The sequence below is a fragment of the Streptomyces sp. NPDC058145 genome, assembly GCF_042884245.1.
Taxonomy (GTDB): Bacteria; Actinomycetota; Actinomycetes; order Streptomycetales; family Streptomycetaceae; genus Streptomyces.
Map to the genome: position 1 here is coordinate 312,136 of NZ_JBHVUH010000004.1, position 22,259 is coordinate 334,394.

At 70.9% G+C, this 22,259-nt stretch carries 18 protein-coding genes and 1 tRNA gene; 10 read left to right on the forward strand and 9 right to left on the reverse strand.

The genetic code is table 11. The features are described 5' to 3' along the window. Positions 1-91: 91 nt before the first annotated feature. The 4 genes from hisC to cydD all read left to right on the forward strand — a co-directional run bounded on the left by hisC (position 92) and on the right by cydD (position 7,543). The gene (gene hisC, locus ACFVVO_RS11390; protein ID WP_390053828.1) at positions 92-1,171 is read left to right on the forward strand and encodes a histidinol-phosphate transaminase; all 1,080 of its coding nucleotides are present in this window, start codon (positions 92-94) and stop codon (positions 1,169-1,171) included. A 247-nt stretch (positions 1,172-1,418) separates the two neighbouring features. Further along, a complete protein-coding gene (locus ACFVVO_RS11395) occupies positions 1,419-2,927 on the forward strand; it encodes a cytochrome ubiquinol oxidase subunit I (RefSeq protein WP_390053830.1) in 1,509 nt (502 codons plus the stop codon). Between the two features lie 15 nt (positions 2,928-2,942). Beyond that, positions 2,943-3,947 (forward strand): cytochrome d ubiquinol oxidase subunit II, encoded by a 1,005-nt coding sequence (gene cydB, locus ACFVVO_RS11400; RefSeq protein WP_390053832.1) that lies wholly within the window; start codon positions 2,943-2,945, stop codon positions 3,945-3,947. A gap of 59 nt (positions 3,948-4,006) precedes the next feature. After that, positions 4,007-7,543: a thiol reductant ABC exporter subunit CydD gene (gene cydD / locus ACFVVO_RS11405; protein WP_390053833.1), complete on the forward strand. Its 3,537-nt coding sequence runs from the start codon at positions 4,007-4,009 to the stop codon at positions 7,541-7,543. 39 nt (positions 7,544-7,582) lie between these two features. Here the strand turns inward: cydD and ACFVVO_RS11410 are convergent, their stop codons facing one another. The 6 genes from ACFVVO_RS11410 to ACFVVO_RS11435 form a co-directional block, all read right to left on the reverse strand. Next, positions 7,583-8,470, reverse strand: a complete 888-nt coding sequence (locus ACFVVO_RS11410) for a Cof-type HAD-IIB family hydrolase (protein ID WP_390053835.1) — start codon at positions 8,468-8,470, stop codon at positions 7,583-7,585. An 86-nt stretch (positions 8,471-8,556) separates the two neighbouring features. Then, complete coding sequence (locus tag ACFVVO_RS11415) at positions 8,557-9,459, reverse strand: LLM class flavin-dependent oxidoreductase (RefSeq protein ID WP_390053836.1); 903 nt, start codon at positions 9,457-9,459, stop codon at positions 8,557-8,559. Positions 9,460-9,566: 107 nt separating this feature from the next. After that, positions 9,567-10,115: an RNA 2'-phosphotransferase gene (locus ACFVVO_RS11420; RefSeq protein WP_390053838.1), complete on the reverse strand. Its 549-nt coding sequence runs from the start codon at positions 10,113-10,115 to the stop codon at positions 9,567-9,569. A 122-nt stretch (positions 10,116-10,237) separates the two neighbouring features. Further along, positions 10,238-11,185, reverse strand: a complete 948-nt coding sequence (locus ACFVVO_RS11425) for a MerR family transcriptional regulator (RefSeq protein ID WP_390053840.1) — start codon at positions 11,183-11,185, stop codon at positions 10,238-10,240. Between the two features lie 237 nt (positions 11,186-11,422). After that, entirely contained in the window at positions 11,423-13,177 is a 1,755-nt protein-coding gene (locus tag ACFVVO_RS11430) for an SDR family oxidoreductase (RefSeq protein WP_390053841.1), read from the reverse strand. After that, a complete protein-coding gene (locus ACFVVO_RS11435) occupies positions 13,174-14,016 on the reverse strand; it encodes a M24 family metallopeptidase (RefSeq protein ID WP_390053843.1) in 843 nt (280 codons plus the stop codon). Before ACFVVO_RS11435 ends, ACFVVO_RS11430 begins: the two co-directional genes overlap by 4 nt. A 239-nt stretch (positions 14,017-14,255) precedes the next feature. On the opposite strand from ACFVVO_RS11435, the gene ACFVVO_RS11440 reads away from it, so the two are divergent. The 6 genes from ACFVVO_RS11440 to ACFVVO_RS11465 all read left to right on the forward strand — a co-directional run bounded on the left by ACFVVO_RS11440 (position 14,256) and on the right by ACFVVO_RS11465 (position 18,466). Then, complete coding sequence (locus ACFVVO_RS11440; protein WP_390054124.1) at positions 14,256-15,221, forward strand: ABC transporter ATP-binding protein; 966 nt, start codon at positions 14,256-14,258, stop codon at positions 15,219-15,221. Further along, complete coding sequence (locus ACFVVO_RS11445; protein WP_390053844.1) at positions 15,211-16,128, forward strand: ABC transporter permease; 918 nt, start codon at positions 15,211-15,213, stop codon at positions 16,126-16,128. Before ACFVVO_RS11440 ends, ACFVVO_RS11445 begins: the two co-directional genes overlap by 11 nt. Beyond that, positions 16,125-17,036 (forward strand): ABC transporter ATP-binding protein, encoded by a 912-nt coding sequence (locus ACFVVO_RS11450; protein WP_390053846.1) that lies wholly within the window; start codon positions 16,125-16,127, stop codon positions 17,034-17,036. Before ACFVVO_RS11445 ends, ACFVVO_RS11450 begins: the two co-directional genes overlap by 4 nt. 10 nt (positions 17,037-17,046) lie before the next feature. After that, a complete protein-coding gene (locus tag ACFVVO_RS11455) occupies positions 17,047-17,766 on the forward strand; it encodes an ABC transporter permease subunit (protein ID WP_390054126.1) in 720 nt (239 codons plus the stop codon). A gap of 89 nt (positions 17,767-17,855) precedes the next feature. Further along, positions 17,856-18,098, forward strand: a complete 243-nt coding sequence (locus ACFVVO_RS11460; RefSeq protein ID WP_390053848.1) for a hypothetical protein — start codon at positions 17,856-17,858, stop codon at positions 18,096-18,098. A gap of 263 nt (positions 18,099-18,361) precedes the next feature. Then, a tRNA-OTHER gene (locus tag ACFVVO_RS11465) sits at positions 18,362-18,466 on the forward strand. Between the two features lie 186 nt (positions 18,467-18,652). Here ACFVVO_RS11465 and ACFVVO_RS11470 read toward each other — a convergent pair. The 3 genes from ACFVVO_RS11470 to pheA all read right to left on the reverse strand — a co-directional run bounded on the left by ACFVVO_RS11470 (position 18,653) and on the right by pheA (position 22,214). Beyond that, the gene (locus ACFVVO_RS11470; protein ID WP_390053849.1) at positions 18,653-19,456 is read right to left on the reverse strand and encodes an HAD family hydrolase; all 804 of its coding nucleotides are present in this window, start codon (positions 19,454-19,456) and stop codon (positions 18,653-18,655) included. Beyond that, on the reverse strand, positions 19,453-20,730 hold the full coding sequence (gene serS, locus ACFVVO_RS11475; protein ID WP_390053851.1) for a serine--tRNA ligase: 1,278 nt from the start codon (positions 20,728-20,730) through the stop codon (positions 19,453-19,455). The genes ACFVVO_RS11470 and serS overlap by 4 nt, the downstream gene beginning before the upstream one ends. Before the next feature lie 551 nt (positions 20,731-21,281). Next, positions 21,282-22,214 (reverse strand): prephenate dehydratase, encoded by a 933-nt coding sequence (gene pheA, locus ACFVVO_RS11480; RefSeq protein WP_390053853.1) that lies wholly within the window; start codon positions 22,212-22,214, stop codon positions 21,282-21,284. Between the last annotated feature and the right edge of the window lie 45 nt (positions 22,215-22,259).

The window sequence follows — 22,259 nt, forward strand, 5'->3', positions numbered from 1 at the left end:
CTGTTCGCAGCGGGGCCGAATCCTCATAAGGTGTGGAGTATTGGAAGCCGGCGGCGTCGACGGGCCGCCGGTGGTCGCGAGGAGGACTGCGGTGAGCGAGACGAGCCCCAAGCTGCGCGCCGAGCTGGAGGGTATCCCCACCTACAAGCCGGGCAAGCCGGCCGCGGCCGGCGGGCCGGTGGCCTACAAGCTCTCCTCCAACGAGAACCCGTATCCCCCGCTCCCCGGCGTGATGGAGAGCGTGACCGCGGCCGCCTGCAACTTCAACCGCTACCCGGACATGGCCTGCAGCGGGTTGATGGAGGAGTTGTCGGACCGCTTCGCCGTCCCACTGGCCCACCTCGCCACCGGCACCGGCTCGGTGGGCGTCGCCCAGCAGCTGATCCAGGCGACCAGTGGACCCGGTGACGAGGTGATGTACGCCTGGCGCTCCTTCGAGGCGTACCCGATCATCACGCAGATCAACGGGGCGCGCTCGGTTCAGGTGCCGCTCACCCCCGGCGATGTGCACGACCTGGACGCCATGGCGGACGCGATCACCGAGCGGACGCGTCTGATTTTCGTCTGCAACCCCAACAACCCGACCGGCACGGTGGTGCGGCGGGCCGAGCTGGAACGGTTCCTCGACCGGGTGCCCAGGGACGTGCTCGTGGTCCTGGACGAGGCCTACCGCGAGTTCATCCGCGACCCCGAGGTGCCCGACGGTGTCGAGCTGTACCGGGAGCGGCCCAACGTCTGCGTCCTGCGCACGTTCTCCAAGGCCTACGGTCTCGCCGGGCTGCGCGTCGGTTTCGCGATCGCCCACGAGCCGGTGGCGGCGGCGCTGCGCAAGACGGCGGTGCCCTTCGGCGTCAGCCAGCTCGCGCAGGAGGCGGCGATCGCCTCACTGCGGGCCGAGGACGAGCTGCTGGGCCGCGTAGGCTCGCTGGTGTGCGAGCGCAAGCGCGTGGTCGACGCGCTGCGCGCCCAGGGGTGGACGGTGCCGGAGACCCAGGCCAACTTCGTGTGGCTGCGGCTGGGGGAGCGCACGGTCGCGTTCGCCGCGGCCTGTGAGGAGCACGGTGTGGTGGTCCGGCCGTTCCCGGGTGAGGGTGTGCGGGTGACGGTCGGGGAGACCGAGGCGAACGACATCTTCCTGAAGGTCGCGGAGGCGTTCCACAAGGAGAACTGAGAGCAGGCGGCCGCGGCTGGAATGCCGGCGGCTTCGGCTGGGCCCCGCCGTGTGCGGGGCCCTTCTCGTTTGACCGGTTCGGTCGGGGGAGCCCGAGGGGTACCCCCTTGCGATTGCCGAATATCAGTGCGTCATAATGGCTTGTGAATGTGAACGCGTTCACAAGCGCGTCCCGATTGCTCCCGTACGTGTGTGACAAAAGGAGCAAACCGCCGCTGTACCACGGCGTAGTAAGGAGAGTGACGACGTGGACCTGGCTCTGGCGCCGGAGACACTGGCGCGCTGGCAGTTCGGCATCACCACCGTCTACCACTTCCTGTTCGTCCCCCTGACGATCTCCCTGGCCGCTCTCACGGCCGGCCTGCAGACGGCCTGGGTGCGCACGGAGAAGGAGAAGTACCTCAGGGCGACGAAGTTCTGGGGCAAGCTCTTCCTGATCAACATCGCGATGGGTGTGGTCACCGGCATCGTGCAGGAGTTCCAGTTCGGTATGAACTGGTCGGACTACTCGCGCTTCGTCGGTGACATCTTCGGTGCCCCGCTCGCCTTCGAGGCCCTGATCGCCTTCTTCTTCGAGTCCACGTTCATCGGCCTGTGGATCTTCGGCTGGGACAAGCTGCCCAAGAAGATCCACCTGGCCTGCATCTGGCTGGTGTCGATCGGCACGATCCTGTCGGCGTACTTCATCCTCGCGGCCAACTCCTGGATGCAGCACCCCGTCGGCTACAAGATCGACAAGGTGCGGGGGCGGGCCGAGCTGACCGACTTCTGGGCCGTGCTGACCCAGAACACCGCGCTCAGCCAGGCCTTCCACACCCTGTCCGCGGCCTTCCTGACCGGTGGCGCGTTCATGGTGGGCATCGCCGCCTACCACCTGGCCCGCAAGAAGCACGTTCGTGAGATGAAGACCTCGCTACGGCTCGGCCTGATCACCGTGGTCATCGCCGGCCTGCTCACCGCGGTCAGCGGTGACGTGCTCGGCAAGGTCATGTTCAAGCAGCAGCCGATGAAGATGGCGGCCGCCGAAGCGCTGTGGGACGGCCAGGCGCCGGCGCCGTTCTCGGTCTTCGCCTACGGCGATGTGGAGAAGGGCCACAACAGCGTGGCCGTCGAGATCCCGGGCCTGCTGTCGTTCCTCGCCAACGACGACTTCACCTCGTACGTGCCCGGCATCAACGACGTCAACAAGGCGGAGCAGCAGAAGTTCGGACCCGGCGACTACCGGCCCAACATCCCGGTCACCTTCTGGGGCTTCCGCTGGATGATCGGCTTCGGCATGGCCTCCTTCGCCATCGGCCTCGCCGGGCTCTGGCTGACCCGCAAGAGGTTCCTGCTGCCGCAGCACCTGCGGGTGGGCGACGACGAGGTGCCGCACCTGGTCCTGTTCCGGAACAAGGCGCTCGGCCCGGAGCTGACCTCCTGGTACTGGCGCATCGCGATCTGGACCCTGGCCTTCCCGCTGATCGCCAACTCCTGGGGATGGATCTTCACCGAGATGGGCCGGCAACCGTGGGCCGTCTACGGCGTCCTGCAGACCCGCGACGCGGTCTCCCCCAGTGTCTCCCAGGGCGAGGTGCTCACCTCGATGTTCGTCTTCACCGCGCTGTACGCGATCCTCGCCGTCGTCGAGGTCAAGCTGCTCGCGAAGTACGTCAAGGCCGGTCCGCCCGAGCTGACCGAAGCCGACCTCAACCCGCCCACGAAGATCGGCGGCGACACCCGTGACGCCGACAAGCCGATGGCCTTCTCGTACTAGGCCGAGGGGACAGTCATGGAACTTCACGACGTCTGGTTCGTCCTGATCGCCGTCCTGTGGACCGGCTACTTCTTCCTGGAGGGCTTCGACTTCGGGGTCGGCATCCTCACCCAGCTACTGGCCCGCGACCGGCCCGAACGCCGGGTGCTCATCAACACCATCGGGCCCGTCTGGGACGGCAACGAGGTGTGGCTGCTCACGGCGGGCGGCGCGACCTTCGCCGCCTTCCCGGAGTGGTACGCCACCCTCTTCTCGGGCTTCTACCTGCCGCTGCTGGTCATCCTGGTCTGTCTGATCGTCCGGGGCGTCGCCTTCGAGTACCGGGCCAAGCGGCCCGAGGAGAACTGGCAGCGCAACTGGGAGACGGCCATCTTCTGGACCTCGCTCGTCCCGGCGTTCCTATGGGGCGTGGCCTTCGGGAACATCGTGCGGGGCGTGAAGATCGACCGCCACTTCGAGTACGTCGGCAGCCTCCTGGATCTGCTCAATCCCTACGCCCTGCTCGGCGGCCTGGTGACGCTGACGCTGTTCACGTTCCACGGGGCGGTGTTCACCGCGCTGAAGACCGTGGGCGACATCCGGGTGCGGGCGCGGAAGCTGGCGCTGAAGGTCGGGCTTGTCACCGCCGTTGTGGCGCTCGCCTTCCTGCTGTGGACGCAGGCCGACAGCGGTGACGGCAAGAGCCTGGTGGCGCTGATCGTGGCGGTCGCCGCACTGGTGGCCGCGCTGGTGGCCAACCAGGCGGGGCGTGAGGGATGGTCGTTCGCCCTGTCCGGCGTGACGATCGTGGCGGCCGTGGCGATGCTCTTCCTGTCGCTCTTCCCGAACGTCATGCCGTCCACGCTCGAAGGCGACTGGAGTCTCACCGTCACCAATGCCTCGTCGAGCCCGTACACCCTGAAGATCATGACCTGGTGCGCGGCCGTCGCCACGCCACTCGTGCTGCTCTATCAGGGTTGGACCTACTGGGTGTTCCGCAAGCGGATCGGCACGCAGCACATAGCTGACGCCGCGCACTGAGACCGCCGAGGGTGTGTTTCACGTGAAACACACCCTCCGGACGGAAGGGCATGTTTCACGTGAAACCGATCGATCCGCGCCTGCTGCGATACGCCCGTGCCACCCGTGTCTTCCTGGGGGCGGCCGTCGCGCTGGGGGCCGTCGGAGCCGGGCTGGTCATCGCCCAGGCGATGCTCATCGCCGAGGTGGTCACCGGGGCGTTCCAGCACGGTCAGGCGGTCGCCGAACTCCGCACTCCCCTGGTGTTGTTGGCCGCCGTGGCCGTGGGCCGGTCGATCATCGCGTGGCTCACCGAGCTCGCTGCGCACCGGGCCAGCGCGGCCGTGAAGTCGGAGCTGCGTGGACGTGTTCTGGACCGCGCGGTTCAGCTGGGTCCCGGCTGGCTCGGCGGGCAGCGGACCGGCTCGCTGGTCACCCTGGCCACGCGCGGAGTCGATGCTCTCGACGACTACTTCTCCCGCTACCTTCCGCAGTTGGGGCTCGCGGTGGTCGTCCCGGTGGCCGTGCTGGCGCGCATCGTCACCGAGGACTGGGTGTCTGCGGCGATCATCGTCGGCACACTGCCGCTCATCCCTCTCTTCATGATGCTGATCGGCTGGGCCACCCAGTCCCGGATGGACCGTCAGTGGCGGCTGCTGTCCCGGCTGTCCGGCCACTTCCTGGACGTGGTCGCGGGGCTGCCCACGCTGAAGGTGTTCGGCCGGGCCAAGGCCCAGGCCGAGTCCATCCGGCGGATCACCGGTGAGTACCGCCAAGCCACCATGCGGACCCTGCGGATCGCCTTCCTCTCCTCCTTCGCCCTTGAGTTGCTGGCCACGCTCTCGGTCGCGCTGGTCGCCGTGACGATCGGCATGCGCCTCGTCCATGGCGACATGGACCTGTACACCGGGCTGGTCATCCTGGTGCTGGCGCCCGAGGCCTATCTGCCGCTGCGCCAGGTGGGCGCGCAGTACCACGCGGCGGCGGAGGGGCTCGCCGCGGCGGAGGAGATCTTCGCCGTGCTGGAGACGCCGGTGCCGGCGTCCGGCACCGCGTCGGTGCCTCCGGGCGCCATCGCCTTCGACGCGGTGACCGTCCGCTACCCGCAGCGCTCGGCTGATGCCCTGACGGGCGTGTCCTTCACCGTCGAGCCCGGTGAGACCGTGGCCCTGGTCGGACCGAGCGGCTCGGGCAAGACGAGCCTGCTGAACGTGCTGCTGGGCTTCGTCCGTCCCACCGAAGGCCGGGTGCGCGTCGGCGGGACCGACCTCGCCGACATCGACCTCGAGGAGTGGCGCTCGCGGATCGCGTGGGTGCCGCAGCGGCCGCACCTGTACGCCGGGACCATCGCGGAGAACGTACGGCTGGCCCGGCCCGACGCGGACGACACCGCTGTGCGCCGGGCGCTGCGGGACGCGGGCGCGCTGGAGTTCGTGGACGCGCTGCCCGAGGGTGCCGGGACGACGCTCGGTGAGGACGGGGCGGGGCTGTCCGCCGGTCAGCGCCAGCGGCTCGCGTTGGCCCGTGCCTTTCTCGCCGACCGGCCTGTCCTGCTGCTGGACGAGCCGACGGCCGCGCTGGACGGGGCGACGGAGGCCGATGTCGTGGCGGCGGTGCGCCGGCTGGCGGTCGGCCGCACGGTGCTGCTGGTGGTGCACCGGCCGGCCCTGCTTGAGGCGGCGGACCGGGTGGTCCGGCTGGACTCTGCCGCGCCGCCCGCCGTCAGGACGCCCGCCGTCGGGACGCCCGCAGCCGGTACGGTCACCGATACCGTCCCCGAGAACGTCGACCCCAGCATGCGTTCGGTCGAGGCGAGCGGCCCTGCCGAGGCCGGGTCGGAGCCGGAGACCGGAGTCCCGGCTTCGCGCGGTCGGATGCCGGCCCGGGTACGCGCCCTCGCGGGTCCCCGGCGCGGCCGGCTGCTGCTCGCGCTGCTGCTCGGCGGCCTGGCGCTCGGCAGCGCGGTCGGGCTGATGGCCACCTCCGGCTGGCTCATCTCGCGGGCCTCGCAGCATCCGCCGGTGCTCTATCTGATGGTGGCCGTGACGGCGACGCGGGCGTTCGGGATCGGACGGGCCGTGTTCCGGTACGCCGAGCGGCTCGTCGCGCACGACGCCGTGCTGCGGATGCTGGCCGACACCCGGGTCGCCGTGTACCGGCGGCTGGAGCGGCTGGCGCCCGCCGGGCTGCGGACGGCCCGCCGCGGCGATCTGCTCACCCGGCTGGTCGCCGACGTCGACGCGTTCCAGGACTACTGGCTGCGCTGGCTGCTGCCCGCCGGGATCGCGGCCGCCGTCTCCACCGTCTCCGTCGCCTTCACGGCCTGGCTGCTGCCCGAGGCCGGGGCCGCCCTCGCCACGGGCCTCCTCGTGGCCGGCGCCGGTGTCCCCATGGTCACCGCCGCCACGGCCCGGCGCGCCGGGCGGCGACTGGCGCCCGCCCGCGGTGTGCTCGCGACCCGGGTGACCGACCTGCTCACCGGCACCGCAGAGCTGACCGTCGCCGGCGCCCTGCCGGCCCGTACCGCGGCGGCCCGGCGGGCCGACGGCGCCCTCACCCGGATCGCCGCGCGCGGCGCCTCCGCCACCGCCCTCGGCGACGGGCTCACCGCACTGGTCTGCGGCCTGACCGTCACCGCGACCGCGCTGCTGGGCGCCCAAGCGGTGGCCACGGGCCGGCTCGGCGGAGTGGCGATGGCCGTGGTGGTGCTCACCCCGCTGGCCGCCTTCGAGGCCGTACTGGGGCTCCCGCTCGCCGTGCGTCATCGCCAGCGGGTGCGCCGGAGCGCGGAGCGGGTGTTCGAGGTGCTCGACGCCCCGGAGCCCGTCACCGAGCCGGAGCGGCCGCGGCAGGCGCCCGTCTCACCCTTCCCGCTCGTGGTCCGGGACCTGACCGCCCGCCACCCGGGTCAGCGGCGTGCGGCCCTGGCCGGGCTGGACCTCACCCTGGAGCGTGGGCGGCGGATCGCCGTGGTCGGTGCGTCCGGCTCCGGCAAGACGACCCTCGCCCAGGTGCTGCTGCGGTTCCTCGACGCCGGGGCGGGCTCGTACACGCTCGCCGGTGTGGACGCGTACGCCCTGGACGGCGACGACGTACGGCGGCTCGTCGGACTGTGCGCGCAGGACGCCCACCTCTTCGACAGCACGGTGCGCGAGAACCTGCTGCTCGCCCGGAAGGACGCCACCGAGGCCGGCCTGCGGGACGCGCTGTCCCGGGCCCGGCTGCTGGACTGGGTGGACGGGCTGCCGGACGGGCTGGACACGCTCGTCGGCGAGCACGGGGCACGGCTGTCCGGAGGGCAGCGTCAGCGCCTCGCCCTGGCCCGCGCGCTGCTCGCCGACTTCCCGGTGCTCGTTCTGGACGAGCCCGCCGAGCATCTGGACCTGCCCACGGCCGACGCGCTCACCGCGGATCTGCTGGCCGCCACCGAGGGCCGTACGACGCTGCTGATCACCCATCGGCTGGCCGGGCTCGACGCGGTGGACGAGGTGGTCGTGCTCGACGAGGGCCGGGTGGTGCAGCGGGGACCGTACGCGGAGCTGGCCGCCGCGGACGGGCCGCTGCGGACGATGGCACGGCGGGAGGCGGCCGCGGAGTCGCTGGTGGCGGCGCGCTGAGGGGCGCGCCGGTACCAGTACGGTCGGACCGAACGGGCCTCAGTCCCGTTCGGCGAGCATCCGCTCGATGACGATCGCCACGCCGTCCTCGTTGTTGGCGACCGTACGTCCCGAGGCGGCGGCGATGACGTCCGGGTGGGCGTTGCCCATCGCGTACGACCGGCCTGCCCAGGTCAGCATCTCGACGTCGTTGGGCATGTCGCCGAAGGCGACGACCTCCTCGTGCGATATGCCGCGTTCGGCGCAGCACAGGGCGAGGGTGCTGGCCTTGGAGACCCCGGGGCCGCTGAGTTCCAGCAGGGCGCTCGGGCTGGAGCGGGTGACGTTGGCGCGCTCGCCGACCGCCAGCCGGGCCAGGGTGAGAAAGGCGTCCGGGTCGAGGTCGGGGTGGTAGGCAAGGATCTTGAGTACGGGCTGGTCGGCGTCCGGGCCGTCGGCCGCCAAGAGGTTCTCCGCGGGCAGCAGGTTGTCCGGCGTCTCCATGTGCAGCTTGGGATAGGCGGGCTCCTGGTGGAAGCCGTACGTCTGCTCGACCGCGAACACCGTGCCGGGTGCCGCGTCGCGCAGCAGCCGCACGGCGTCCACCGCGTTCCGACGGGCCAGTTCCCGCACCTTCACGAACCGGTGGGTGCCGGGGCCACCGTGCAGGTCGACCACGGCGGCGCCGTTGCCGCAGATCGCCAGGCCGTGGCCGTGCACATGCTCGCTGACGACGTCCATCCAGCGGGCCGGCCGGCCGGTGACGAAGAAGACCTCGATGCCCGCCTCCTCCGCGGCGGCCAGCGCGGCGACCGTCCTCGGGGAGACCGACTTGTCGTCACGTAGAAGAGTGCCGTCGAGGTCGGTGGCGATCAGCCGCGGCCGAAAGGCGGCGGCCGGGGTCCCGGGCAGTCTGGTCGCTGAGGTCACCCGGCCATTCTGGCGCATATGCCCGCACGCCCGTGCGGGAGTCCGCACAGATGAGTCCACCGACACACAACAGTTGGCCGACGGACGACGTCTCCGCCGCCGGATCACGAGAGCTGGGCGAGCCCTTCCATGGCGATCCGCTCGAAGACCTTCTCGTCCGCGGCGAAGTCGGAGTCCGGGATCGGCCAGTGGACCACGATCTCGGTGAAGCCCAGCTCCCGGTGACGGCCCGCGAAGTCCACGAAGGCGTCCAGCGACTCCAGAGGCCTGCCGCGGTCCGGGGTGAAGCCGGTGAGCAGCACCTTGTCCAGTTCGGCCACGTCCCGGCCGGCCTCCGCGCAGGCCTCGGCCAGCTTCGCCAGCTGCCCGCGCAGAGCGGCGACGGACTCCTCCGGGGTGCCGTTCTCGTACAGCTTCGGGTCGCCGGTGGTCACCCATGCCTGTCCGTACCGCGCGGCGAGCCGCAGCCCGCGCGGGCCGGTGGCCGCAACGGCGAAGGGCAGCCGGGGCCGCTGCACACAGCCGGGTATGTTGCGCGCCTCGAGCGCCGAGTAGAACCGGCCCTCGTACGTTACGGAGTCCTCGGTGAGTAGCCGGTCGAGCAGCGGCACGAACTCGGCGAACCGGTCGGCACGCTCGCGCGGCGTCCACGGCTCCTGGCCGAGGGCGGTGGCGTCGAAGCCGGTGCCGCCCGTGCCGATGCCCAGGGTCACGCGGCCGCCGGAGACGTCGTCCAGGGAGATCAGTTCCTTGGCGAGAGTCACCGGGTGCCGGAAGTTCGGGGAGGTGACCAGCGTGCCGAGACGCAGCCGGTCGGTGACGCCCGCGGCGGCGGTCAGGGTCGGGACGGCACCGAACCACGGGCCGTCGCGGAAGCTGCGCCAGGACAGGTGGTCGTAGGTGTACGCGGTGTGGAAACCGAGCTCCTCGGCCCGTATCCAGGCCGCACGGCCGCCCTCGCTCCAGCGGCGGTACGGCAGGATCACGGTGCTCAGACGCAGACTCATGCGTCCGAGCGTAAGGGGGCGGCTCGACAATGGCCGAAATCGGTCACCGTGTGTGACTGCTGGGCGACAGGGTGAGCGGGCCCCGTGCGAGGGCGCCGGCCGGGAGGTCAGTGCGCGGCGGGGAAGCGCAGGTAGCGGGGCGGCACCGCCCGGGTGAGCCACACTCCGTTCGCGCTGACGTGGAAGACGTGGCCGTCGCGGTGCATGGCGCCCGCGTCCACGGCGAGGACGACGGGCCGGCCACGGCGGGCGCCTACCCGGGTGGCGGTCTGGCGATCGGCGGACAGGTGGACGTCGTGCCGGTTCATGGGCCGCAGGCCCTCGGCGCGGATCGCGTCCAGGTTGCGGGCGACGGTGCCGTGGTAGAGGTACGGCGGCGGGGGTGCGGGGGGCAGGCCGAGGGCGACCTCGACGCTGTGTCCCTGGCTGGCGCGTATCCGGGTGCCCTCGACCGCGAAGCGCTGCTTGTCGTTGGCGGCCACCACGTGGTCGAGTTCCTCGCGGGTGAAGCGGAATCCGTGCGCGGCGGCCGCGGCGATCAGTGTGTCGATCTCGACCCAGCCGGCCGGGTCCAGCGCGAGGCCGATGCGCTCGGGCTGGTGGCGGAGGTGTCTCGAGAGGTACTTCGACACCTTCACGGTGCGTCTGTCGTCCATCTCTCCAGAGTGCGGGAGAGACACGGATCACGCAGGTTATTTTTCGCCTTGAGGTTTGGTCCACAGGCAACTGGCGTTATCCACAGACTATTTGGAAAAGTTGTGGACAACGGGCAGGCGATTCAGGGGGCTTGATCAACTGCTGCGTCCGGTTGTCTAGATGTGATCATGTCGTCCAAAGCTCTTGCTCTGAGCTCTCGTTCGGCGGCCAGGGCGATGAAGGCGGACGTCCGCTCCCGGCCAACCAGGGCCTCGACGCCGCTGATCACGTCCGCGGGCAGTTCGACGGAGCGCTTGCCTTCCGGCGGCTGTGGCGGGTTGTCGGCGGCGAGTCCGGCTCGGAGGTGCCGGACCGCGAACGTGCGCATGGCGCGGGCCAGTTCGGCGTCCACCGTCTGTCTGGCCAGCGGGCGCAGCCTGCGCACCAGCGAGGCCGCTTCGGCCGCGTGAGCGTCCGTGCGGTGGGCCGGGTCGTCCAGGTAGCGGGCGAAGACGTGCTGGGTGGTGAACTCCAGGAAACGGGCGGCGATGTGCTCGATGTCGCCGCGCAACTCCCGCAGGTGGTCGGCTATCGCGGGCAGGGGCACACCGGCTGAGTGCAACTCGGCTGCCACATACAGCTCCTGGGGACTGGGCACGAGAAACGTGTCCGAGTCGTCCATCACCGGTTCCAGTACGCCCAGTTCGAGCGCCTCGGTCACGGCGTCGTCGTCGGGGGTGCCGCCGAAGCGGGCGTTGAGTTCCGCGCGGGTGACGCGGGTCGGTTGCTCGTCGGTCCACGGGCCCTCCACCTCCGTGGCCAGGCCCAGGACTCCGCCCAGGCCGCGTCCGGTGTCCCAGGCGTCCAGGAGTTCCCTGATCGAGGCGAGGGTGTAGCCGCGGTCCAGGAGGTGGGTGATCTGGCGGAGGCGGGTGAGGTGGAGGTCGGAGTAGAGGTTGGCTCGGCCCTGGCGCTGGGGGCGGGGGAGGAGGTCTTTGTCCTGGTAGGCGCGGATGGTTCTTACTGTGGTGCCGGACTGGTGGGCCAGGTCTTCGATGCGGTAGGTCTTTTGGGGCGGGGGCTCGGTCATGCGGGCGTCCTTGGTCGGTTGCCGGAGTCGGGGCCGGGCGGGGGCGGGCTTCGCTTGCCCGCGTCGGCGGGGTGCCTCCCCCACTCTCGGCTTCGCTCGCGTGGGGGCCCCAGCGCCCACCCGTGCGGCCCTGGGGGTCCGGTCCCCGGGCCCTTGAGGCACAGGGGGAGGCGCCATGCCGGCAGCTATGCGGTCATGTGCGCTCCGAGTACCCGTCGCTACTACGGCAGTTGAGCCTCATAGCTTCGGGTTCAGGCGGGCGAGCCTTCGCAGTGCTCCCGGCATGAAGCGGGACAGGAGGTGGGCACCCCGGGCTTCCGGGGTTACCGGGACCACCGCCCTGTTGCGGGTCACTGCGTCCAGGACGGCGTCCGCGACCTTCTCCGGTGGGTAGTTGCGCAGGCCGTACAGGCGGGCCGAGCGCTGCTGACGGCGGCGTTCCTCCGCCTCGTCGACGCCGGTGAAGCGGGCCGTGGCGGTGATGTTGGTGTTGACCAGCCCCGGGCAGATGGCCGTGACCCCGATGTCCTGTCCGGCGAGTTCGGCCCGCAGGCACTCGGAGAGCATCAGTACCGCCGCCTTGGAGGTGCTGTAGGCGGGCAGTGCCCGGGACGGCTGATAGGCGGCCGCCGAGGCGATGTTGACGATGTGGCCGCCCTGCCCGCGCTCGGCCATGCGCGCGCCGAAGAGCCGGCAACCGTGGATGACTCCCCACAGATTGACGTCCAGGACCTTGCGCCAGTCGTCGGTGGTCGTGCTGAAGAAGGACCCCGAGAGGCCGATGCCCGCGTTGTTGACCAGTACGTCCAGCACGCCGTACGCGCTGTGCACCCGCTCGGCCAGCTTCTCCATGGCCTGCTCGTCCGAGACGTCCGCCGTCTCCGCCCAGGCCTCGGGGGCGCCGATCAACCGGGACAGTTCAGCGGTGCGGGCGGCCGCCTCGGCGTCGCGGTCGACGGCCACCACCCGCGCCCCGGCCTCCGCGAAGGCGAACGCCGTGGCCCGGCCTATGCCGCTGCCCGCACCGGTGACGAGCACCAACTGCCCGCCGAACCGGTCCGCATGGCGGCCCGTGGCCTTCGGCTCAGGCCGGCCGCCCTCGACGCTCGTGACGAACTCCTCGATCCATGACGCCACCTGGTCCGGCCGGGTGCGCGGGATCCAGTGCTTGGCGGGCAGGGTGCGGCGGGTCAGCCGCGGTACCCACTCGTCCAGGTCGTCGTAGAGCCGCTCCGACAGGAACGCGTCGCCCAGGGGTGTGATCAGCTGCACGGGCGCGTGCGCGAACGCGTCCGGGCGGGGTCTGCGCAGGCGGGCGCGGACGTTGTCCCGGTACAGCCAGGCGCCGTGCGCGGCGTCGGAGGGCAGGGACGCGGTCGGGTAGTCACCGGCGGGGACCTTCTCGGCGCGCTCCAGGATCTTGGGCCAGCGCTTGCCGAGCGGGCCCCGCCAGGCCAGTTCCGGCAGGGCGGGGGTGTGCAGCAGGTAGACGTACCAGGACTTGGCGCCCTGCCCGAGCAGCTGGCCCAGCCGGCGGGGCGTCGGACGCTTCACGCGCGCGTTGATCCAGTGCCCGAAGTGGTCGAGGGACGGCCCGGACATGGAGGTGAAGGAGGCGATGCGGCCTTCCGTGCGGCCCACCGTGACGAATTCCCAGGACTGCACGGAGCCCCAGTCGTGGCCCACCAGGTGCACCGGCCGGTCCGGGCTCACCGCGTCCACCACGGCCATGAAGTCGTCGGTGAGCTTGGTCAGGGTGAAGCCGCCGCGCAGCGGCCGCGGTGCCGTCGAGCGGCCGTGGCCCCGGACGTCGTACAGCACCACGTGGAAGCGGTCGGCGAGGCGTGCGGCCACCTCCGACCAGACCTCCTTGCTGTCCGGATAGCCGTGCACCAGCACCACCGTGGGCTGCTGCGGATCGCCCAGCTCGGCGACGCACAGCTCGACCCCGCCGGTGTGCACCCGGCGCTCACGCGCCCCCTTCAGTGTCATTTCGCCTCCGCCCAGCGCCGCACGTGCGGCAGATCGTCGTCCAGCCAGAAGGCGCTCTCTTCGGGGTCCCGGGAGTCGGTGACCACCAGGATCTCCTCGAACTTCGCGCCCGTACCCCGGAAACCGAGGTGAGGTTCGACCGCCCACAGACCCGGCCGCGGTGGGTGGTCGGAGAAGCGGTACGGCGACCACAGGGGCGACCAGCCCTCGCGGTGGCCGTGCAGGGCGTCGGCGGCGAGCCCCTTGAGGGACTGCGTGCCGAACCCGAACAGATGTGGGGAGAAGCGGCGGGCCTTCACCCGGTCCACCTTGTGGGCGATCACTCCGAAGGGGTACGCGCGGTGCCGGTTGGCGTATCCCTGGCGGACCATGAGGCGGTCCACGTCCTGGTAGATCCCGCGCAGCGGGCGTCGCTCGCGCACCTCCCGCAGGATCAGCTCGCGGTGCGCCTCCAGATCCGCCATCAGCCGGTCCTGCACCGGGTTGACGCCGAGCGAGCCCGAGTAGCCGATGTCCGCGGTGCATCCCGCGAACACCGGGGCCATGTCCAGGATGAACGGCATCCCGGGCTCCAGTTTGCGGTCGGTCGGGAAGAACTGCAGCGGCAGGCGGAAGTTCACGAACGCCGTGCGGTCGCCGAACCAGGCGAAGGGCAGGTGGAACCAGTCGCGCACCCCGCGCTCACGCAGCCAGTCGCGCTGCATCCGGGCCGCCTCGCGCTCGGTGACGCCCGGCTCCAGACGTGCCGCGACCGCCTCCGCGCACTCGTAGGCGAGGCGCTGCACCCGCCTGAATCCCCGAAGCTCCGCGGAGAGTTCGCTGCTCACTGCCGTCGTCATGCCGCCCCGTCCGTCGACTGCGGTACGCGTCCGTAACTTGACACTGGTGAATGTGACAGTTGTTAGAGGTGGCGTCAATAGGGTGGATCAAGGGCTGTGGACAACGGCCGGTGCGTGGCGGCCGGGTAGGTCCGGGGCAGGGGATCGCTCAGGGTGCCGTCCTACTCGAGTCTGACGTGAAGACGGCTCTGAGGTCTGACGACCGGCATGTCCGGCGTCACTACCTTCGAAGCGTGACTGTGATCGCGACCGAAAGCCTGAGCAAGCGGTTCCCCCGGGTGACCGCGCTCGACCGGCTGTCCATGGACATCGGACCCGGTGTGACCGGACTCGTCGGTGCCAACGGCGCCGGCAAGTCCACCCTGATCAAGATCCTGCTGGGTCTGTCCCCCGCCACGGAGGGCCGCGCCGCGGTGCTCGGCCTCGACGTGGCCACCGAGGGCGCCGCCATCCGCGAGCGGGTGGGCTACATGCCGGAGCACGACTGCCTGCCGCCCGACGTCTCGGCCACCGAGTTCGTCGTGCACATGGCGCGGATGTCCGGCCTGCCGCCCGCCTCCGCGCGCGAGCGCACCGCGGACACGCTGCGCCACGTAGGTCTGTACGAGGAGCGCTATCGCCCCATCGGTGGCTACTCCACCGGCATGAAGCAGCGGGTGAAGCTGGCCCAGGCCCTGGTGCACGACCCGCGGCTGGTCTTCCTCGACGAGCCGACGAACGGTCTGGACCCGGTCGGCCGGGACGAGATGCTCGGCCTGATCCGCCGCATCCACACCGACTTCGGCATCTCGGTCCTGGTCACCTCGCACCTGCTGGGCGAGCTGGAACGCACCTGCGACCACGTCGTCGTCATCGACGGCGGCAAGCTGCTGCGTTCCAGCTCCACCACCGACTTCACCCAGACCACGACCACCCTCGCGATCGAGGTCACCGACAGCGACAGCCACCCGGACGGCACCCGCGCGGTGCGCGAGGCGCTCCGCGCGCGCGGGGTGGACACCCACGACGAGGGCGGCGGCCTGCCCGGCGCCGGACACATCCTGCTGCTGACCGCCGCCGGCGAGGAGACGTACGACCTGGTGCGCGACGTCGTCGCCGACCTCGGTCTCGGCCTGGTGCGCATGGAGCAGCGCCGGCACCACATCTCCGAGGTGTTCACCAGCAGCGACGAGCAGCGGAAGGAGGCTGTCGGCCATGGCGCTTGAGCAGCCCGCGCCGGTGACCGCCGGCGGCGACCAGTCCCGCATCCACGACATCGGCTACCGCGGCTACGACGGCCCCCGCCTGGGCCGCGGCTACGCCCGCCGCTCGCTGTACTCGCAGTCCCTGCGCGGCGCCTACGGCCTCGGCCGCTCGGTGAAGTCCAAGGTGCTGCCGATGCTGCTGTTCGTGGTGATGTGTGTGCCCGCGGCCATCATGGTGGCCGTCGCGGTGGCCACCAAGGCGCACGAACTGCCGCTCGCCCACGCATACACCCGCTGGGCGCTCGTCATGCAGGCGGTGATCAGCCTGTACGTCGCCTCGCAGGCGCCCCAGTCCGTCTCCCGCGACCTGCGCTTCAAGACCGTGCCGCTGTACTTCTCGCGGCCCATCGAGACCGCCGACTACGTGCGGGCGAAGTTCGCCGCGCTCGCCTCGGCCCTGTTCGTCCTCACCGGCGCTCCCCTGCTGGTGATGTACGCGGGCGCGCTGCTCGCCAAGATGGGCTTCGCCCACCAGACCAAGGAATTCGCCCAGGGGCTGGTCTCCGTGGCCCTGCTCTCGCTGCTGTTCGCCGGCATCGGCCTGGTCATCGCCGCCGTCACCCCGCGCCGGGGCTTCGGCATCGCCGCCGTGATCGCCGTACTCACCATCTCCTACGGCGCCGTCTCCACCCTCCAGGCCATCGCCGACGTGCAGGGCAGCAGCGACGCCGTGCCGTGGATCGGCCTGTTCTCGCCGGTCACCCTGGTCGACGGAGTCCAGTCCGCGTTCCTGGGCGGCAGCTCCAACTTCCCCGGCGGGACCGGCCCGTCCAGCGGCGAGGGCGCGGTGTACGTCCTGGTCGTGCTCGGCCTGATCGCCGCCTGCTACGCCCTCCTGATCCGCCGCTACAAGAAGGTGGGGCTGTGACGACCCTCAGCATCGACCACGTCTCCCGCTGGTTCGGCAACGTGGTCGCCGTCAACGACATCACCATGACCATCGGCCCCGGCGTCACCGGCCTGCTCGGCCCGAACGGCGCCGGGAAGTCCACCCTCATCAACATGATGGGCGGCTTCCTCGCTCCCTCCACCGGTTCGGTCACCCTCGACGGGCAGCCGGTGTGGCGCAACGAGGCCATCTACAAGCACATCGGCATCGTCCCCGAGCGGGAGGCGATGTACGACTTCCTCACCGGCCGCGAGTTCGTCGTCGCCAACGCCGAGCTGCACGGACTCGGCGCGAAGGCCGCCCAGCGGGCGCTCGCCACGGTCGAGATGGAGTACGCGCAGGACCGGAAGATCTCCACGTACTCCAAGGGCATGCGCCAGCGGGTGAAGATGGCCTCCGCGCTGGTCCACGACCCCTCCCTGCTGCTGCTCGACGAGCCGTTCAACGGCATGGACCCGCGCCAGCGCATGCAGCTCATGGAACTGCTGCGGCGAATGGGCGACGAGGGCCGCACGGTGCTGTTCTCCTCGCACATCCTCGAGGAGGTCGAGCAGCTCGCCCGGCACATCGAGGTGGTCGTCGCCGGCCGGCACGCCGCCAGCGGCGACTTCCGCAGGATCCGCCGCCTGATGACCGACCGGCCGCACCGCTACCTGGTGCGCTCCAGCGACGACCGCGCCCTCGCGGCCGCGCTGATCGCCGACCCGTCGACGTCCGGCATCGAGGTCGACGTCACCGAGGGCGCGCTGCGCGTCCAGGCCGTCGACTTCGGCCGCTTCACCGCGCTGCTGCCGAAGGTCGCCCGGGACCACGGCATCCGGCTGCTCACGGTCTCGCCGTCCGACGAGTCCCTGGAGTCCGTGTTCTCATACCTGGTCGCGGCGTAGGAGGCCCATGATGTATGACCCCACCGTCGCCCGGCTCACCTACCGGGCCCTGCTCGGCCGCCGCCGGGCCCTCATCCTCGGCGCGCTGCCGCTGCTGCTGCTCGTGATCTCCGTGGCCGTGCGCGCCCTGACCGGCGCCGACGACCAGACGGCCGCCGACGTCCTGGGCGGCTTCGCGCTCGCCACCATGGTGCCGATCATCGGAGTCATCGCGGGCACGGGCGCGATCGGCCCGGAGATCGACGACGGCTCCGTGGTGTACCTGCTGTCCAAGCCGCTGAAGCGGCCGACGATCATCCTGACCAAGCTGATCGTCGCCATCGCGGTGACCATGGTGTTCTCCGCCGTGCCGACCATGATCGCGGGCCTGATCCTGAACGGCAACGGCCAGCAGATCGCCGTCGCCTACACGGTGGCCGCGCTGGTCTCCTCCATCGCCTACTCGGCGCTGTTCCTGCTGCTGGGCACCGTGTCCCGGCACGCGGTGGTCCTCGGGCTGGTCTACGCGCTCGTCTGGGAGGCCCTGTTCGGCTCCCTGGTGCCGGGCGCGCGCACGCTGAGCGTCCAGCAGTGGTCGCTCGCCGTCGCCCAGAAGCTCGCCGGCGGTGACCTGGTGACCTCCGACGTCGGACTGACGACGGCCACGGTGCTGCTCGTCGCGGTCACCGTGCTGGCCACCTGGTACGCCGGCCAGAAGCTGCGGGCGCTGAAGCTGGCGGGCGAGGAGTAGGCCCGTGAGGGCCCCGGTCGTCCTTGACGGGGCCTTCACCTCCGCGCGGGCACACTGGACGGAGCGGATGTACGGCTGGGAGGCCGCGGATGGCTGAGCGGACACCGGAGCACGGCGGAGCCGGGCGGGCCGAGGACGACGACTGGGACGAGACCGTCCTGGACGAGGCGTTCGTAGGGGCCGCGGAGACCTCCGAGCCGTCCGCGCGGGCCAGGATGCTCGCCGCCCGCTGGCGCGCCGAGTCGCCGGAGCCGCAGCCCTGGCGGTCGGACGAGCCGCCCGCGGGGTGGTTCTTCAGCAAGGCGCGCCGGCGAAGGTGGCGGCGCCGGTAGGACGGACGCGGTCCCGGTTAATTCGGTGGCACCCAAATCCCGGCCGGGGCAGAGTGGTTGTGCCCCACCCGCCGGGACGGACCCGGGGTCACGGACTGGGAGAGGAGCCGGGCGATGTCCATGCACGACAGTACGCCCAGCTCCCGTCAGGGCAGCCCGGGGCGGGCTCCGGAGTGATCGCCACATCTCCGTAGAGCTCATGGGAGCTGCCCGGGGCGGCCGCTTCGAGCACGCGATGTCGCTCTCGCGTGGGCCGCCCACCCGGAGGATTGGCCGAGTGGTAAGGCACTGGCTTGCGCTGTGGTCGATCAGAAGCAGGTCATGGTCGGGTGTGAAAGCCCGCGCACGTTCGATTCGTGCGTCCTCCGCGAGACGTTGTCACCGGGACTCGGGCGGATCTTCCGTTCGCGGTACGTGGACTGGCTGGGCGGTGCTTCCCGCAGGGCTGCGCCGTAGGTCTCGGGGTCCGCGGCCGAGTGACGGCGTCGTCCTGGCTTGTCGCGCAGTTCCCCGCGCCCCTGGGGAGTCGCGGAGACCGCCGGCTGTTGAGCGAACTACGGCAGCAACCGCTCCAGGACTGCCGCGATGCCGTCCTCCTCGTTGGAGGTGGTGACCTCGTCCGCCACTGCCCTGAGTTCCTCGTGGGCGTTGGCCATGGCCACGCCGTGGGCGGCCCAGGCGAACATCGGGATGTCGTTGGGCATGTCGCCGAAGGCGATCGTGTCGGCGGCCTTCAGGCCCAGGCGGCGGGCGGCCAGGGAGAGGCCCGTGGCCTTGGACAGGCCGAGCGGCAGCAGCTCCACGATGCCCGCGCCCGCCATGGCCACCGTGACGAAACCGCCTGCCACGCGCCGGGCCACGTCCGCCAGCTCGTCGTCGCCGAGCGTCGGATGCTGTATGTAGACCTTGTTCAGCGGGGCGGACCACAGGTCGGCCGCGTCCGTGAACGGGGTCGCGGGGAGGTTGCCCGTGACCGCGTAGCCCGGGCCCACCAGCACCTCGCCGTCCAGGCCGTCCCGGCTCGCCGCCAGGTACAGCGGGCCCACCTCCGCCTCGAGCTTCGCCAGGGCCACGCCCGCGAGCTGCCGGTCCAGGGTGACCGAGGTCAGCAGGCGGTGCGCGCCGGCGTCGTACACCTGGGCGCCCTGGCCGCAGACGGCGAGGCCGTCGTAGCCGAGGTCGTCCAGGATGTGGCGGGTCCAGGGGACCGCGCGGCCGGTGACGACGATGTGGGCCGCACCCGCCGCGGTGGCCGCGGCGAGCGCGTCACGGGTGCGCCGCGAGATCGACTCGTCGGAGCGCAGGAGCGTCCCGTCGAGGTCGGTCGCGATCAGTCGGAACAGGAATCCGGCGCTCACTTGGCGACCGGCTCCAGGACCTCCCGGCCGCCCAGGTACGGGCGCAGCACCTGGGGGACCCGGACGGAGCCGTCGGCCAGCTGGTGGTTCTCCAGGATCGCCACGATCGTGCGCGGTACGGCACACAGGGTGCCGTTGAGGGTGGCCAGCGGGCGGACCTGCTTGCCGTCGCGCATGCGGATCGACAGGCGGCGGGACTGGAACTCGGTGCAGTCCGAGGTCGAGGTCAGCTCGCGGTACTTGCCCTGGGTCGGGATCCACGCCTCGCAGTCGTACTTACGGGAGGCCGAGGCGCCGAGGTCGGCGGAGGCGACGTCGATGACGCGGAAGGGCAGCTCCAGCGAGGTCAGCCACTGCTTCTCCCACTCCAGCAGGCGCTTGTGCTCCTGCTGGGAGTCCTCGGGAGTCACGTAGGAGAACATCTCGACCTTGTCGAACTGGTGCACGCGGAAGATGCCCCGCGTGTCCTTGCCGTGCGAGCCGGCCTCGCGGCGGAAGCAGGGCGAGAAGCCCGCGTACCGCAGCGGCAGCTTGTCGGCGTCGATGATCTCGTCCATGTGGTAGGCCGCGAGGGGGACCTCGGAGGTGCCGACCAGGTACAGGTCGTCCTTGTCGAGGTGGTAGACGTCCTGGGCCGCCTGGCCGAGGAAGCCGGTGCCCGCCATGGACTGCGGGCGGACCAGCGCCGGGGTCAGCATCGGGGTGAAGCCGGCCGCGGTGGCCTGGGCGATGGCCGCGTTGACCAGGGCCAGCTCCAGCAGGGCGCCGACACCGGTGAGGAAGTAGAAGCGGGAGCCGGAGACCTTGGCGCCGCGCTCGACGTCGATGGCGCCCAGTACCTGACCGAGCTCCAAGTGGTCCCTGGGCTCGAAGCCCTCGGCGCCGAAGTCGCGGATGGTGCCGTGCGTCTCCAGCGTGACGAAGTCCTCCTCGCCGCCGACGGGCACGTCGGGGTGGACGAGGTTGCCGAGCCGCTGCAGCAGTTGCTGGGTCTCGGTGTCGGCCGCGTCGCGCTCGGCGTCGGCGGCCTTGACGTCGGCCTTCAGCTGCTCGGCGCGCGCCAGCAGCTCGGCCTTCTCCTCCGGGGTGGCCTTGGGGATCAGCTTGCCGAGCGACTTCTGCTCGGCGCGCAGCTCGTCGAAGCGGACGCCGGAGGACCTGCGCCGTTCGTCGGCGGACAGGAGGGAGTCGACGAGCGCGACGTCCTCTCCACGGGCGCGCTGGGACGCGCGCACACGGTCGGGGTCCTCACGGAGCAGGCGAAGGTCAATCACGCGAGCAAGGCTACCGGTGCGAGCTCGCAGGTCACGACTCACTATTGCGACTCGCGCCTTACGTGCCGTTTCAGGGCAATTGCGCAGAGTGGTGGAAGGTGTCAAGAAAAGGTGTCTCATCCCTGGAACGAGGCAGGCGGCGGATTCCCGGTTGACCGGATTTCCTTGCGGAGGGCGGGACTTGGAGAGGCCGTTGTCCACAGCGATCCCGGTCGCCGAAGGAGTTATCCACAGGCTGTGCGGAAAGTCTGTGGATTCCGGAATTGATCACTCCGGAGGATTCGGCCAGGCGAAGGAATTCTCGCCCCGAGCAGGGATGACACCTACTTTCGAGTGGAAAGGGGTCGCCCCAAAAGATGAACCAAAGGAAACGGGTGGACGAAGGGTGACGCGCGGGACGGTGGCCGCAAGGGGGACCAACAGGGCGATTTGTCGACGGGATCGCTCGCCCTTGTCGACTTGTCCCCAGGTCGAGAAGCGGACCTGTGGATAACTTCTGTGGATAACGAAGATATGCAGGTAGGACTGACCGGAAGGAGTCTACGGCCGCCTCAGAACCGGCCGTCCTGGCAGCGCGCCACCCAGTCCGCGGCCGTCACGAACTCCTCGTCCGAAGTGCCCGGCGAAGTGGACCGGGCCTCGCCGGGAAGGATGTCGGCGCGCGGATAGGAGCCGAGGAACCGCACCTGGAGGCAGATTCGCTTCAGCCCCATCAGCGCCTCGGCCATCCGCCGGTCGGAGATATGCCCCTCGGCGTCGATGCAGAAGCAGTAGTTGCCGATGCCGGCGCCGGTCGGCCGGGACTGCAGCAGCATGAGGTTGATTCCCCGGGTGGCGAACTCGCCCAGCAGGTCGCGCAGGGCGCCGGGGTGGTCGTCCCGCTGCCACAGCACCACCGAGGTCTTGTCGGCGCCGGTCGGTGCCGCGGGCCGGGCCGGGCGGCCGACGAGCACGAAGCGGGTCTGCGCGTTCTCCGCGTCGTGGATGCCGGTCTCCAGTGCCTCCAGGCCGTACCGGGCGGCGGCGAACTCGCCCGCGAAAGCGGCGTCGTACTGGCCCTCCTGAACCAGCCGCGCGGCGTCCGCGTTCGAGGCGGCCGACTCCCAGTGGACCTCCGGCAGGTTCTTCTTGAGCCAGTTGCGCACCTGCGGCTGGGCCGCCGGATGCGCGGAGACCGTCTTGATGTCCGCCAGCCGCGTGCCCGGCCGGACCAGCAGAGCGAAGGTGATCGAGAGCAGCACCTCGCGGTAGATCGTCAGCGGCTCGCCCGCGACCAGCTCGTCCAGGGTGGTGGTGATGCCGCCCTCGACGGAGTTCTCGATCGGCACGAACGCGGCCTCGGCCTCGCCGGCCCGCACCGCGTCCAGCGCGGACTGCACCGACACGTAGGGCATCAGCTCCCGGGTGGCCGCCTCCGGAAGCGTGCGCAGGGCGACTTCGGTGAACGTGCCTTCGGGACCGAGATACGCATAGCTCGCTGGCATGTCCTCACCCTAATGGGCGCCGGGGTGACCGGCTTCCGTGTCTCG